This is a genomic window from Paenibacillus sp. NPDC056933, from assembly GCF_042674385.1.
GTDB lineage: Bacteria > Bacillota > Bacilli > Paenibacillales > Paenibacillaceae > Paenibacillus.
Genome location: NZ_JBHUQN010000002.1, coordinates 262,255 through 277,379 on the forward strand (window position 1 = coordinate 262,255; position 15,125 = coordinate 277,379).

Consider the following 15,125-nt stretch of genomic DNA (forward strand, 5'->3'; position numbering starts at 1 on the left):
TGAAAAAGTCCATTCCTCGAAGGAACAGACTCAGAGCATTATGTTTCAACCAAAATATCTGTGAACCAGTGTACGGGCCTCTGCGGAATCTTTTGTTCCATGAACAAGAACCCGCCCATCCTGAAAAATGACCATTCGGTACGTTCCAGTTGTAAAAGACACCAGAAACGGATTGGCTTCCACTTTGCCTTCCTCCAGTTTCCCCAGACGAACAGCCGTTTGTTGCAAATCCAGTTTCATTTGGCGTGAAGGGCGGATCTGGACTGTATCCCTTCCACATAACACGTCTGTTTTTTCCAGATTGGAGGCAGACAGGTACGGATATGTAGCTTTTTCACCACATGATGGGCAATCTGCTTTTCTGGCACCGTCAACGTTAATGGATATGTATTCATTCCTCCACACGTCAAATGACAGTAACTTGCGTCTCAATGCATCTGAATTGCCACTAAGTAACTTCATGGCTTCAGCTGTCTGATTTGCCGTAACCATCTGCACCGCTTGAGGGATAATACCTGACGTATCACAGGTGTCTCCACCTAACGGAACCTCACCTAACAAACAGTTTAAGCATGGAGTTTCTCCTGGCAGAAACGTGTAGGTAATTCCATAACTGCCGACACATCCGCCATAAATCCAGGGAATGCGGTACTTCTGAGACATGTCATTAATTAATAAACGTGTATCAAAATTATCCGTTGCATCCATGATCAAATCTGCACTTTGAACCAATTCTTCCAGTTCATCCACTCTCACGTCCATTACTTTGCCTACAACTTCAACGGTAGAGTTAATGTCAGACAGGCGCTTCTCGGCTGCCATCGCTTTGGGCATTCGCTGAATGGCATCTTGTTCTACATATAACTGTTGTCGCTGGAGGTTGCTCCACTCCACATAATCACGATCTGCAATGGTAATGTGGCCAATACCTGAACGTACCATTGACTCTGCAATGCCGGTGCCAAGCGCACCCGCTCCAACAATTAATACTCTGCTGTTACTCAATCTGTGCTGACCTTCCTTACCGATCGGAGCGTACCGTTCCTGTCTGGAGTAACGGTCTGCCTGCTCGAAGGGTCGTGTCTGATTTGTCATGTATGAACCATTCCTTCCGCCGGACTACTTGCTGCCGCGTAACGCTTAACGGGAATCATGCCTGCCTCATAAGCCAGTCTGCCTGCTTCAACCCCCATTCTCATGGCCTTAGCCATCTTCACTGGGTCTCCAGATCCGGAGACAGCCGTATTCAACAATACACCGTCAGCTCCCAATTCCATCGCATGAGCCGCATCTTTGGGTGCTCGAAGTCCTGCATCCACAATGACAGGAACGACGGCTTGTTCAATAATTATCTCCAGATTATAGGGATTAATAATTCCTCTCCCCGCCCCTATGGGTGAAGCCCCTGGCATGACAGCATGTACACCGAGCAGCTGCAATCGCTTGGCCAGAATAACATCATCCGAGATATAAGGCAGTACCGTAAATCCCTTTTCAAGCAATATCTCACATGCTTTATACGTTTCAATCGGGTCAGGAAGCAATGTGATTCCATCGCCGATGACTTCCACTTTTATCATATCACAAAGTCCTGAAGCACGAGCAAGTTCAGCGATTCGCACTGCCTCCTCTGCCGTTGAAGCACCCGCTGTATTGGGGAGCAGGGTATACCTTTTCAAATCCAGCGTGTCCAGAAAATGTTGTTTGTTTCGATCTTCCAGATTCAAACGCCGAACAGCGAACGTTAACACTTCCGTACCTGCAGCTTCAACCGCCTGGCTCTGCACTTCCAAATCCGAAAATTTGCCTGTACCCAGAAATAGTCTAGACCCGAACGTATAATTCCCAATCCTCAACATAGTTAACCGCCTCCCACAAAATGTACAATTTCAATCCGATCTCCGTCTCTTAATGCCGTCGTCTCATGGTATTCCCGCGTTAAAATTTGCCGATTCAATTCAACCACGACGGTTTTTACTTGCAGATTAAACGAATGGAGCAATTTGTCCACACGATTTAAGCTATCTTCAATTTGCATGGTTTGTCCGTTGACAATGATATTCACTGCAATATCTCCTTTCGGTTCATACGATCCGGACTAAGGTCCTGAATTCCCAACGCTTCGGAAGTTTTACCGTAGATCATATCAGCCATTAAGCTGCCCGTAATCGCACTAAGCAGTATGCCATTACGATAATGTCCAAAAGCAGTGAATAACCCGGGAATACTTTCACAAGCCCCTATGTAGGGCAATCCATCCGGAGTCGAAGGTCTAACACCCGCCCATGCTCGGAGAAAATGTGCTTCCTTCATGCCAGGCACCCAGCTTGTCGCAGCTGTAAGCAGCTTCTGAATTCCCTGAACCGAGACTTTTGTGTCTGTTCTTCCGGGAAGGCTCGTTGCACCGAGCCACACTTCTCCATTGGCTTTTGGGACAATATATATATCATCTGCATACACCGTTTTGTCAGGTCTGTATCCGATGTGGCGAGGTGAGAAATGCACCGCTGCAATCTCTCCTTTCACAGGCAAAACAGGCAAAATCAGTCCTGCATGCCTCATCAACTCTTCTCCATGTAACCCTGTTGCAACAATGACGTTCTTCGATGTCATCGTTCCAATGGAAGTTTGGATCCCTTGAACTCCGTTCACATCCATATGCAAACGTACATCCTGTATGCCTTCCATAACCCTTGCACCTATCGCTTGAGCCGACCTGACATACGCCTGCGTGAGATTAACAGGAAGGATCTCGCTCTCGGAAGGTCTGTAATATGCACCATAGATATCCCTGTTTAACCATGATGCTTCCTGTTGGACAGAGACACGATCCCACCAAAAAGGTTCTTCAGAGGAGTTCGAAGATCTGCTATTTTTGTAATTGCTGACCTCACTGTATGAACGAAAGGGAGTAATAAACCCATATTGCTGCAAACCCATCTCCACTCCACTAAGTGAACTGATTCGTTCCTTCTGTTTATGAAGTAATTCTCTGCTCTCCTTCGCGAGCCTCGCCATAACGGCATGAGTGAATTCCTCACTGTCAGCAGCAAGCATCCCGGCGGCTGCACAGGAAGTTCCCCCAGCAATCCGCGCACGCTCAACCAGAAGAACATCATGGCCTCGGGTAGCGAGTTCACATGCGATGGCACAACCGATCACTCCGCCGCCTACAATAATGGTTTCAGCATGAAGATTGCCTCGAATTTCCGATCCAAGTTTACTCCTTGATACTGCTCTTGGATGATAACCTGAACGTTTCCTTATACTTCTTGCTCCCTCTCTCATGATCTCATCTCCTTGGTTCGGCGTACTTCTGTGAATCCGTGATCGCCCGCCGCAATGAAGCTGCTGCCAGTTCCGGGTTATTGCTTTTCCAAATCGTAGAGATTACCGCAGCCCCTTTGGCGCCAGCAGTTCGAATAGCAGCAATATTCTCAGTTCCAATCCCACCAATCGCGATCACTGGAATTGAAACTTTGGTGCATACCTCAGCCAACGAAGCAAGTCCTCTAGGCTCGCAATTCGGTTTACTGGGTGAGGCGTACACATGCCCGTAAAAGAGATAATCCGCCCCACGTTCTTCTGCAACTCTTGCTTCTTCCAGAGAATGAACCGACACCCCTACGCGAAGCCGATCAACTCTCCCCAGCTCCTTATCGTAGCTATGAATAGCAGCTTGGCCCCAATGCACACCACCAAACAACCCATGTTGAGCCAGCTGATCTGAGCCATTCATGATGATTCGGTTAGATGGAACACCCTTTTTTTTCAGGCTTTGGGCCCATTGCATCTGTTGCTCCAGGGTCAGTTTTTTTTCTCGAATGTGGATATAATCGACCCAGCGCCAAACATCCATGGCAGCATGCAAAAAAGAGTTCATGTCACCTTTCCCTGGTGAAACAGCATGCAGTTCGAATGATCGTCTTGTTACATGTTCGTGGAAGATTTTCGTCTTGTTCGCCCTCCTCTTGCATGTGATTACACTAATATAAACAACAAAAAAAGCCACTTCCGCAGGGGAGTGGCCACGAATTTAGAATTCATGGATCAACTGAATGACTGCTGCATACGGTTACTCACTGCATAACAACTACGGAACCCATAGTTGTAACAATGTGTATATGCATGTTTCACACTGCAGGCAACATCGCAATAAAATCAACGATAATTGCTCACTTTGTCATTAGTTGAAACGGCCACTTCCCTACGCTGGTATGATCCAGATCAGGTGCAAAGGGTCCGGAATCTAATTCTTCCATCTCAGCCGCATCGCGCGGCCCCCCTAGTGTTCATATGAAGTTGTAGCCTATGTTACCATAGACACCTTTTTTTGTCACCGTACATTTCCATGGATTACGTTGTTCATTCATTGCTTAGGTTTGATGTAGTTATAAAAGTAGCTGATCTTGTTCGAGGTTCGAAGATACATACTATTGTTTCTCGGACCAAGCTTCAACATCCCATGTTTTGGTTACCCAGCTTTCATAGAACTCAGGTTCATGTGATACGAGCAGCACGGTACCCTTGAATTCTTGCAAGGCGCGTTTTAGCTCTGCTTTGGCTGTCACATCCAAATGGTTGGTCGGCTCATCGAACAAAATCCAGTTGCTTTCACGCATCAGAAGCTTACACAAACGAACTTTTGCTTGTTCTCCACCACTAAGCGCGTTAAGCGGACGGGTGATATGCTCATTTTTCAATCCACATCGTGCGAGATGGCCCCGGACTTCATTCTGTGTCAGATGAGAAAATTCATTCCACACATCTTCGATCGGAGTAATATTACCTGCACGCACTTCCTGTTCGAAATAGGCTGTTTCCAGATAGTCACCCAAGAATGTCTTACCACTGATTGGCGGGATTTTCCCAAGGATGGTCTTCAGCAGAGTTGATTTACCTACACCGTTACACCCAACAATGGCAATTTTCTCGCCACGCTCAATCGTCATCGTCATTTTAGGCAATAATGCATATGAATATCCAATTTCAAAATCAATACCCTCAAAGACGGTTTTGCTACTCGCCCGGGCATCCTTGAATTTGAATGTGGGTTTGGCTGCTTCGTCTGGACGATCGATCCGTTCAATCTTGCCAAGCTGCTTCTCACGGCTCTTGGCACGACCGGAAGTGGAAGCGCGGGCTTTGTTCCGCTGAATAAAATCTTCCTGTTTCTTGATAAATTCCTGCTGTTTCTCATAAGCATCAATATGCTGCGCTTTATTCATGTCAGCCATTTCAAGGAATTTGTTATAGTTCGCTGCATAACGCGTCAACTTGGCAAATTCCAGATGATATATAACGTTAACGACCTCATTCATAAACTCCGTATCATGCGAAATCAGAATAAACGCATACGGGTAATCCTTCAGGTAACGCGTCAGCCATTCAATGTGCTCTACATCGAGATAGTTCGTCGGCTCATCCAGCAAAAGAGCTGTAGGCTTCTCCAGTAAAAGCTTGGCAAGCAATACCTTCGTACGCTGACCACCACTAAGCGCAGCCACGTCACGATCCAGACCGATGGCGGACAAGCCAAGTCCATTTGCCATTTCTTCCACTTTCACATCAATCAAATAAAAGTCACCTTGCTCCAGTTGTTCCTGAATATCACCCATTTCTTCCAGCAACAATTCAAGCTTGTCCGGATCGGCGTCTGCCATCTGATCCGTAATAGACATCATTTCTTTTTCCAACTCAAGCAAGGGCAGGAACGCATCCTTAAGCACGTCACGAATGGTCTTGCCTGGTGTTAGCTTGGTATGCTGATCCAGATATCCATAGCGAACTTTTGGGGTCCATTCGACCTTCCCTTCGTCCTTTAACAATTTCCCGGTAAGAATGTTCATCAATGTGGACTTGCCCACACCATTTGCACCCACAAGGCCTACACGCTCTCCGGCGAGTAAACGAAAAGAAACATTTTTAAATAACGTGCGGTCGCCAAAATTGTGACTCACGTTCTCAACTGACAATAAACTCATAAGATGAGGTTGCTCCTATCTATTTGGACATTACTATCGTTCCGAAACCTTATTTTAGCACAGGTGCCGCCTTTTCTGAAAGTAATGTAAACATCTCATGCAACCTCACTTTCATATTCCAAATAAACTGCCTTTAATTATTGGAACAATTATACTCAAAATACCCTTGCACTGCCGCTTGTTTGGCACTTGTGAACACTTCTTCGGCTCTGTAACCATTGCGGCATGTGGAGGGATAATAGTATTTAATTCCACTTAACGGATCCACTCCGCCTACAATCGCTGTTTTCTTCACCAGTCTGCCACCACCGATGGCATAATTGTTAATCTTTTCATTCCCTACAGGTATCCCCTGAATAAAGGCCATAAGGCCTGTATCACTAATTGAATTGTACCAATCCTCTTGAGAAATCAAAGGCATGGTAAAGGTGTAGGAAACGCCATTCCTTCTTGCAAACTCATTATGCCTGTTGATAACCTCAACCAAATCTTCCTGCACACTTGTCACGATTCGACTTCGTCTGACCTGCTCAAACGTCTCGGCATTTTGAAGCAGAGAGATGTGTGTGCTGGATGCCAGTTCTTTCTGGAAACCCTCCACCCACATGCCGAAACTTGCATCATAGGCATACACATACCCATCAAGTGTGAAGTTAATACTGTTACCATTTGAATCAGAATATGTATAGGGCTTTTTGGGACTCCACACGTGCCGCAATGAATATTCAAGATCACCAGTCATCTCAGTTTCGTTCGCCAAAATGTAGTAACCATCATAATCCAGCAAGACCATTGCAGGAATGTAATTAAACATGGCCCGTATAGCAGCAGGATCATCCTGAATTCCCATATTTAGCGCCATGGTTTGGGTAAAGGTAATCAAGGCAAGCTCTTTGTCCGCTTTTACAAATTTGCTGGAATCATACCCTGCTTCATCGTTCTGCTTCTCATTTTGATGCATCACAGCCCCTGCATCCATTACAGCAGTCTGAAGTGCCATCTTATATCGATTGCTTAAATATTGTGCCTCTTGGGCATTATCTGTATTGTGAGAAATAACCCAGAATATAGGTAAAAAGATAAGCACAAACACAATGGATAGATCAGTAATCTTCATTGAGCACCATACCCCCATATGTGGCAAACACGGCTGCAGCCTGCGCAGACCCGTTTAACCACTCACGAATCAGCATGGCAGGTGTACGATTTGTATTTTTGACGGTCACTGTGAAAAAATCCCCCATAACCAGAGTATATCTGCGCCTAGGATCATCTGACGCCAGTACACCGGACGATGGAAATAGCTTTGCTTTGATCTGAGCTGAATAATAGCCATCCTGTACAGTCTCATAAGTACCAGAGAATGTACTTTGATTCAGCGGGTCTGAATAATGAGGTACATACTTTTTGTGTAGGTGTTCCATGGCAATTTCATAGGAATTACCCGTTCGGGCCATCTGTTCTTCGAACTCTGCATACATGCCAGGGGAAATATACCCCTTTGTTCTGACTGCATCAACAAAACGGGTAACCGTCTGTACAACGGTCATGCGTGCCATGTCATCCTGCCGATCAGCTGTCTCTGCTGCCGGATATACATACAGCAATACGACTGCCAGAAGAACGGCAAGCAGCTTGGATGCGGCATTAATCAAGGTATGCTGGCCTCCTTCCAAAACGCAATCTTTAGCACTTCACCAGTCTCACTTCTAATGAACTCCGGTCTGTACGATGCAGCAAGCTGGACAGGGATAGTCACTGTTCTATTTAAAAGGGGATCAATGACATAGGATTTCCCGTCTACCTCCACGCTGGTCGTTGTCCCTGTCATCTGTCTTACTATATGTAAGACTTCAGCGCCGCTGTAACGTTCTGGCTGGCTTATATGCAAAGTTGTATTTATTCGTCCTTCCATGTTTGCAGTGGTCTGCACCATGTGGTTCAAACCGTCTGACAAAACCTTCACATTTTGTTGCCCGTACAGGCAGGCTGTCACAAACAGGACAACCGCCGTACAAAACAACATGAGCTGCTGTGTATTCTGGGACATCATCAACCAACTCCTGTCAGGATTGCTGGAAAATAAGCCCTCTTACCACATTGGATCTGTCTTTTACAATAACCGCTTTGAATTTACCGCTTGGATTGACATATTGGTTGTCTTTTTCACTCATAGTCTGATTAATAACGCCCACTTTATCATCTGGAGAAATGACTGAACCATAATCTGCATTATTGAGATCCTGAGAGATGTTCAATTGATTTCCATACCATTGACCTCCCTTGTTTTTACCTGTAATAACCTGAATTCCAAACTGATCCTTGTCCGCATATTTACGCAATGCATTGGTTACCTGTGATCCACTAATGGTTGTTCCGTCATACACCGTAAATGCCGCCTGGGACAGCTCGGTTTGGATATCAGCAAAATTGTTCTGAGCTGTTTTGGTCGCCTCTTGTGCCGAAATAAACAACAGGACCACAATCGTAATGAGGGCGATGGTCAGAAAAATCCCTGCGGCCACTTTTAAAGCGCTTGATGCATTGTTCATGATAAATCCTCCTAAATTTATTGTTTTTAATTTATTTCAGACTGTGACGTACATGGTCGTTACAGTTTCTGAATCTGTTCATAATAAATGTTCATTTGCAGGAAACTCATGCCTACGAGTGGAATGACCAGGTAGAGAAAGATTAGGGCATACATCGGTGTGAATCCGATCAGTCTTCCCCATGATGCTTTCACATCAATCATCTTCGTATATTCCTGCTTGCGTTGTTCAAAGTAAAAGGCCATCATGCTGTCCAGATCATCAAAAGCTTCCCGAATTGAAATTTTCCCAAGTGCAAGTTGCAGTTTATCAACCAGACGCTGAAATTCAGGCAGACCCGCATCTTCTTTCAATTGTTCAAGTGCTTGCTCCGGCCCATGCTCAAAGTGCAACAAACATTTTTGCAGTGGTCTTTTGAATATGACTGCAAATCGATTGAGCCATTCTAATATTTCCTCGACAGACATACGGTCCATTTCCCGCAAGATTGATATAACGGTCTGAAATTGATAAATTTCATGCCTCATGTCCATGCTCCGCATTTTGCGCTGGAACATCATAAGCCAGATCGGCATGTGATAACCCGCTAAACCCGTCATGACTGCAATCATCAGCTCCCACCAGTGAAGATATTGTTTGTTGTATATCTTCAGCTTCTGCATGATGCGCGCGATGGTTTCAGCCTGTATATCATGATCCAGCTGTATGGGGTTCAGGGCCTGTAAAGCATTCGATATTTCATCATAGGTTGCTCCCCGCCTCATTTCGATGCTCTCAAGCACGGCTTGATCCAAGCTTGTCTTTTCTCTAGCCTGCTTCAATTCCACCTCTCCCATCGCGCCAAACATCCGGTCATCTCTCACAGGATCATGCAAGACGTGATTTCGTTCAATCTGATGCAGCAGCAAGACACAGCCAATAGTCAGGACAAAACAACTTGCAAATAACATTAATCTGCGTATAGCCAGCCATTCGTATTTTAGTTCTGAGCTGCTTTCCCGCATCAGCCTTATCGTTTGACTGTAGTTGATACTGCCAGGTTTAGGCGCGAACAACATTGCAACTTTACGAATGAATGTCTGCCTGTACAGAAACTGATCGATTCTGGAGTGTTTGCGTCCTGTCCGATAGCGGGTTTCATCATATTGCTGTAGTCTTTGCAAAAGGAGGTAGGCAAGGATAATAATGATGTAGATCGATATTTTGGTTACAAATCCGATTTTGCTGCGATAGAATTCATCCATTGTCGGAAAACTTCCTCTGGCCCAGCGTTCAATTGGAGCTGTGAACAGAACGGGAGCCAGCGCAATGATGTTCAGTCCTTTTAAAAGATAGTCCAGTTTGTCCCGCCGCAAAATCTCCAGATGAATTTCCTGCGTCAGATTCCCGAGACCTTTCAAGTAGATTGAACCCTGTGCCCTGTCTTTGTCCCCAAACTCCATCACCATATATGAAATGCCGGCAAAACCCTTGAGAAAACGATTCGGTGCAATCTCATAGTACCGTTCCAATGCTTCGTTCGGATCTGGTGAAGTCAATGCCTCATAGATCAACAGTACTTGCTCTGCAGCTTCTCCTTTACCTGCTTCAGCTGCTTCATACAGTGCTTCCTCTACCATTCCATGCTGGTGATAACGATGTCTCACGTCGGCAAACAGGTCCAGCATCTGCACCAACAATCGCTTCTCTATACGATTCAGACACATATCCAGTACAAGACTGTTCAGAACTACAGCGCAAAGTACCGACAATACAACAAAGGCGATACCTGGTTGCATAATAAACAGAATTACACTGATGCTTCCGTATCCTCCGAAAATAATGAGAACCACGCTCATGGTCATTCGTCTTAATGCTGGTTCGTCGCCAACATGCCGGAATGAGATCCGTTTCTGCACTTGTAAAATATAAGCAGAGAGCAGCGGCACTTTCATGCCCCAGCGATAGGACTGTAACAGGAATGTTCCCCACCGCAGCGTACGATTTCCGTTCAACGTAGCGATCCCTACGGATTTACTTGCAGTGTCACCTCCTCTTTGACGTAACAGATTCAGTACAAGTAGTGTGATCACCAGACCACCTGCACATATCCCTAATATCAAAAGAAAAACCAATTCAAGCGTCATAGGTATCACCCCAATGTTGCTTGATGAACTGTTCGAACAGTGCAGCGTCCTGTAGTGTCATCTGATCTCGCATATCCGCGATACTCCCTAATGAGATCGGAGCTGTGACGACGTAATTTCCGTCCCTGTACTCGATCACATTGCGAAACGCAAAACCAGCTCTTTCTTCCACACTGTCGCCTTTATCCGCACGTGGAAGACATTCCGTGATTCGTTCTATATATCTTCGTCCCTCAGCATCCTTTTTCATATGTACATCGAAATTAATGACACTAACTACTTGCTCCTCAGCAATATGTTCATGTTGAAACATACCTGTTTTGAGCAGTGAATTACGGAGAGAGAAGACCAGATCGCGAAACGTTTTGGCATGATGGGTAAACAGGGTGAACAGACTGGCTACCTGGGACATCTGAATCATCCAAGCAGCTACTTCGTCACTTGCAACTTCACCAAGAATATTCACAGTACCATCCGTCTTTTTCTGTAAGTCCAGTCCCTGTTGACCTGAAATGTGCTCCGTCTCCCGGAAACTTAGAATGTTACGCCGACTGTATATACGCCGCAGCTGTAGTTCGAACGCCATCTCCTGTACCCTTAGGGTATACGAGGCGTAAATATGCTTCACCATCGCCATAAGCAGCGTCGTTTTGCCCGACCCTTGTGCTCCTGTTACGGCTGTAATTCGACTGCCTTTCATCAGATACTGCAGCAACGTAATTGGCAGATCTGCATTATTTCCGGTAATCAGCTGTTCCAGTGAAGCATTGGGAATATCAAATTTCCGGACAAAGAAAGCCCATGATTCAGCAAAGGGAGGACGCACAACAACGACACGGGAGCCGTCCTTCATCTCGTTCACCTTGTATCCATTCGCTTCTGAAAGCTGCCCTGGATAGTTGTATTTGTAAATATTTTGACATACCCTTTTCAGTTCACGGATACTCCCAAAAGACAGGAAGGACAGATGAATGGATTTACCTTTATAGAAAATCCAGACACTTTCCATCCCACTAAGTGGTTCCTCAAGGGAAACATCTTCGAGTCCATCCTCCAACAGATCGTTCCACGAAGCCGGCTGTCGCAGCCCCATATCCTGAATGGCATCCAGCATGCCACTAACACCACCACTAACCCCATCAATCCGTTGGTCCCTTATTTCATCAACTACCGAAAAGCCTTTGTAATGCTGGTAGATGCGCTGAACGATAATATCCGTTTTTTCTCTGAATCCCAGCTCTCTATACTCACACTCGAACACATACCGGATGTCCTCTTCGGAGATATAGTAACTTCCTCCGTCATCAGCACGTTCATCCAGCCTCAATCTGCCAAGGTCATACGTGTCAATCATGCGTGACAAAGCATCGACACCGAATTGCTGGCGGTATAGATAAAACACAATTTCAAACTGATCCTGGATCGTCAGCAACTCGGTTTCTTCAAAATAAATGACTTCATTTATATTTGACTTGTTCAAGCCTATACTGCGAGTCAGCAGATCACCGATCAGATTTTTGACATACGTTTTATCACTGATGCTGCCGGATACACAGCCTTTAAGAGCCTTCCGCATTTCCGCGCGCTGATTGATTCTCCGGCGATATTCTTCCTCATGCAGTCCAGCGTCAGCAAGTTGGCTATGACTGAGCTCATGAAGTGAATGTTTCACTTTCTCTGTCAATACTTCAATCGTGAAAGACTCTCGTTCAGGAGAACGGTTAATCTTTTCACGATGGGAAGCTCTATATTTGAACCAGATATAAGCAAGGCCTAACAGCAAAATTAAAATTAAACAGAGGGTATTCCAGAGCATGGGAGGATCAGGCGCCCCTTTCGAGCCTCTTCAGAACGGTACGCATACCAGCACCGTCCATAATGAAGCGAGCGAGTTCAGCCATACTTGCAGCAAAGCTCCCTTTACGAATGTCCTTATGGTCCCTTAAGCCTTCCAATTGCAAGTATGCCGCCGCATCGCGACGATTGAACGCATCCAGAAATTCGGTTGTATACGGCAATACCGATATCGACCCCTTGTATTGAAAGCGCCGCCGAATGTTGGTAATGGTTGAGCGAGAATGGGGATCATACTTGTTCAATACGACATGCATGTTCTGATTACTCATGCTCTCGGGTTTGATTTCTTCAAAAAATTTCTCCAAATCCCTCATATTTTGATTCAGGTTTACAACAACATAATCAGCCTGATCCAACAGAATTTGAGCACTTGCGCCTGCCCGGTCTGCGTCCAGAAGAACCAGATCATAATATTCATTCGCTACGTCCAACAGTCTCTTTAAAGTCTCCACATGCTCCTGTGGGGAACGTTCCATCCTGTTAATTCTGCCGGTCAACAAGTCTAGACGATCTTTGAGAAGGGGCTTGGTATAATCCCTCAAATTATGCTTATTCAGACTCCCACTGATATGGAGACGTTCAATCGCATCCCAACCCCCCTCTTCAAAAGTAAATTCTGACCCTGTTACTCCTATTTCATTGAGTGGCAGGGCAGCCTCTGCACTGCTCCCTACAGGCCCTGTATTTACAAGCAGGACTCTTGTTCTATAGTGAAGTGCCATCGCATACGCGGCGATTAATACACTTGACGTGCTGCCCGTTCCTGCGAAAGGGCTCCAAAACGAAATGGTGCTCATGCCCTCATCCTTTCTGCTTCTTTAATGGCCCGACGACTCTGGACATTTTCCCAACCCGTCAACTGTTCCACTAATCTGCATAGCGATTTTTTATAGTTCCGTGATAATGGCGCCAGATGGATTCGACGGTGATGCTCGTTTTCCAGCTTGACTGCTGCAGTCAACTCATCCCATGGAAGCATCAACGGTTCCCCCGTCCATTCAAACGGACTGCCTTCCAGATACGCCCAGAGATATCGTGCCTCCAGTTTGCAATCAACTGCATTAATCAAAATCCGTTGAAATGGTAATTCTGCTGGCAGAGATTGTTCTTCAAGCAATCGCCTTAGCCAGCCTTTGCCCCGTTCCAGGTTGTAACGTTCATAGTCACTAACCCAGATACGTATATCTGCTTTCAGCCATAGCTCACGTGATGCAAAGTGTGATGTCTCCATGTCATAAAGAACGTAATCATATGCTTCCAATTGCTCACCACTCGCTTCAAGGTGACTTTCAACTGCGGTTGAGGTTACAAACTGACAGGCTATATCAAAGCCTTCAAACTCTGTAACTCGCAAAGATTGCTGACTTTCTCCAACACCATACCCATATTTTTGTTGTAATGTTCCATCAACGAGCAATACACGTTTACCAGTGGAGGCCAGTATTTTGCAAAGATACAGCATCAGGTCATTCTTCTCGCATAACCCGGCAAAAATCCATGTTGGCATAGCTCTAAAAATCTCCTTTCGGGTTCTAAAAGTCATTGTTATATGAACTTATTATTAATAAATCGTTTTTTTCATTCCCCACCCGTCAGCAGGCTTTTCTGCTCATTCGTACTCGAAGCTGACGCTGAAGAATCATTGCTTCCTTTGCCAGTCGTTCCAGCGCTACCTGAACCGTCATTCCAGATGACACTATCGGTACCTGAAGAATTATTCGCTCCAGGACGATTATTGTAAGAGACAGAGGATTGTGCAACGTCCTGCTCCACACCTTGGGACGGTGCTGACAAGGAGGCAGCAAGAGAGCTTTCGAGTGAACTTCGCACCTGTCGTGCTAACTCCACTTCAGCCCGTCGCACAAGATTCGGATCACTCTCCAGCAGTTTTAACACTTCATTATTGGCAGGATAAGTCGGGATTGCCGGAGTCTGGAACTGCGGTTCTACATAGGTTAAGGCATAGATTGAAGCTTTATGTAAATAAGCATCTACAATTGCACTTGAAAGGGAAAGAATCTCCTCCTCCGTCATCGTAATCCATAGTGTAGCTGCATTTAATCTTTCGACTTTCTTTTTGGACAGGAGAATATAGTCTTGCCCCGTTGGAAACTGAATACGAATATCAATAATGTCACCCTTCACGAGTGAAGATGGTAATAAAACAACCTGTAGTTCACGGTTTCTTAAATCCGGCGGCGCCGGAGTATCCTCATACACCATTTCAGTTGTGATAGCTGTTCCCTTTTTTAATTCTATTTTCGCCACCTGACCATCCATCTGCTTGGAGCTGGACCACAGATTCCTTGGCGCCTGTGCATCCGGAACCGCAATGAGTTTGATGTCCTCAGACAATATCGGTTCTCCTGCTTCAACATCCCGAATAGTCACCCATCCCTGTGCTCCCGAATTCCACTGTTGCATCAATTCAGCTTCTTTTTGTTCGTAGGCTGTTGAATAATGGGCCTCCACTTCAGACCTCGTATCACTCATGGTTTTGATATTGTAAATGACATATGCCCCAAACAACAAACCAATTGCTCCTGCTCCCGTCAATCCAGCGTAAATCAGTTGACGGCTTTGTTTTCTTAATTTAGACAAAAGAG

Annotated in this window: 15 protein-coding genes and 1 riboswitch; all 15 genes read right to left on the reverse strand. The window is 45.5% G+C overall.

The features are described 5' to 3' along the window. Positions 1-45 precede the first annotated feature (45 nt). The 15 genes from ACFTRD_RS16125 to ACFTRD_RS16195 all read right to left on the reverse strand — a co-directional run bounded on the left by ACFTRD_RS16125 (position 46) and on the right by ACFTRD_RS16195 (position 15,120). Positions 46-1,095: a MoeB/ThiF family adenylyltransferase gene (locus tag ACFTRD_RS16125; RefSeq protein WP_379381789.1), complete on the reverse strand. Its 1,050-nt coding sequence runs from the start codon at positions 1,093-1,095 to the stop codon at positions 46-48. After that, a complete protein-coding gene (locus tag ACFTRD_RS16130; RefSeq protein WP_379381791.1) occupies positions 1,092-1,859 on the reverse strand; it encodes a thiazole synthase in 768 nt (255 codons plus the stop codon). The genes ACFTRD_RS16125 and ACFTRD_RS16130 overlap by 4 nt, the downstream gene beginning before the upstream one ends. 2 nt (positions 1,860-1,861) lie before the next feature. Then, entirely contained in the window at positions 1,862-2,065 is a 204-nt protein-coding gene (gene thiS, locus ACFTRD_RS16135) for a sulfur carrier protein ThiS (RefSeq protein WP_063562837.1), read from the reverse strand. Further along, positions 2,062-3,288, reverse strand: coding sequence for a glycine oxidase ThiO (gene thiO / locus ACFTRD_RS16140; protein WP_379381794.1), 1,227 nt, complete (start codon positions 3,286-3,288; stop codon positions 2,062-2,064). The genes thiS and thiO overlap by 4 nt, the downstream gene beginning before the upstream one ends. A gap of 4 nt (positions 3,289-3,292) precedes the next feature. Then, positions 3,293-3,883 carry a thiamine phosphate synthase gene (locus tag ACFTRD_RS16145; RefSeq protein ID WP_379381796.1) on the reverse strand — a complete coding sequence of 197 codons (591 nt, stop codon included), beginning with the start codon at positions 3,881-3,883 and terminating at the stop codon, positions 3,293-3,295. 304 nt (positions 3,884-4,187) lie between these two features. Next, positions 4,188-4,297, reverse strand: a riboswitch (TPP riboswitch). Between the two features lie 136 nt (positions 4,298-4,433). Further along, positions 4,434-5,984, reverse strand: a complete 1,551-nt coding sequence (locus tag ACFTRD_RS16150) for an ABC-F family ATP-binding cassette domain-containing protein (protein WP_379381798.1) — start codon at positions 5,982-5,984, stop codon at positions 4,434-4,436. A 133-nt stretch (positions 5,985-6,117) separates the two neighbouring features. Beyond that, positions 6,118-7,101: a hypothetical protein gene (locus tag ACFTRD_RS16155; RefSeq protein WP_379381800.1), complete on the reverse strand. Its 984-nt coding sequence runs from the start codon at positions 7,099-7,101 to the stop codon at positions 6,118-6,120. After that, complete coding sequence (locus ACFTRD_RS16160; RefSeq protein ID WP_379381802.1) at positions 7,088-7,639, reverse strand: hypothetical protein; 552 nt, start codon at positions 7,637-7,639, stop codon at positions 7,088-7,090. Before ACFTRD_RS16160 ends, ACFTRD_RS16155 begins: the two co-directional genes overlap by 14 nt. Continuing rightward, entirely contained in the window at positions 7,636-8,037 is a 402-nt protein-coding gene (locus tag ACFTRD_RS16165; protein WP_379381804.1) for a hypothetical protein, read from the reverse strand. The genes ACFTRD_RS16160 and ACFTRD_RS16165 overlap by 4 nt, the downstream gene beginning before the upstream one ends. Positions 8,038-8,050: 13 nt before the next feature. After that, positions 8,051-8,536: a hypothetical protein gene (locus ACFTRD_RS16170; protein ID WP_062325412.1), complete on the reverse strand. Its 486-nt coding sequence runs from the start codon at positions 8,534-8,536 to the stop codon at positions 8,051-8,053. Between the two features lie 59 nt (positions 8,537-8,595). Continuing rightward, positions 8,596-10,662, reverse strand: coding sequence for a hypothetical protein (locus tag ACFTRD_RS16175; protein ID WP_379381806.1), 2,067 nt, complete (start codon positions 10,660-10,662; stop codon positions 8,596-8,598). Next, entirely contained in the window at positions 10,652-12,478 is a 1,827-nt protein-coding gene (locus ACFTRD_RS16180; protein ID WP_379381808.1) for an ATPase, T2SS/T4P/T4SS family, read from the reverse strand. The genes ACFTRD_RS16175 and ACFTRD_RS16180 overlap by 11 nt, the downstream gene beginning before the upstream one ends. Before the next feature lie 7 nt (positions 12,479-12,485). After that, on the reverse strand, positions 12,486-13,316 hold the full coding sequence (locus ACFTRD_RS16185; protein WP_379381810.1) for a CpaE/TadZ family protein: 831 nt from the start codon (positions 13,314-13,316) through the stop codon (positions 12,486-12,488). Beyond that, the gene (locus ACFTRD_RS16190; RefSeq protein WP_379381812.1) at positions 13,313-14,026 is read right to left on the reverse strand and encodes a hypothetical protein; all 714 of its coding nucleotides are present in this window, start codon (positions 14,024-14,026) and stop codon (positions 13,313-13,315) included. The genes ACFTRD_RS16185 and ACFTRD_RS16190 overlap by 4 nt, the downstream gene beginning before the upstream one ends. A 71-nt stretch (positions 14,027-14,097) precedes the next feature. Continuing rightward, positions 14,098-15,120, reverse strand: a complete 1,023-nt coding sequence (locus tag ACFTRD_RS16195; RefSeq protein ID WP_379381814.1) for an SAF domain-containing protein — start codon at positions 15,118-15,120, stop codon at positions 14,098-14,100. Positions 15,121-15,125: the final 5 nt, after the last annotated feature.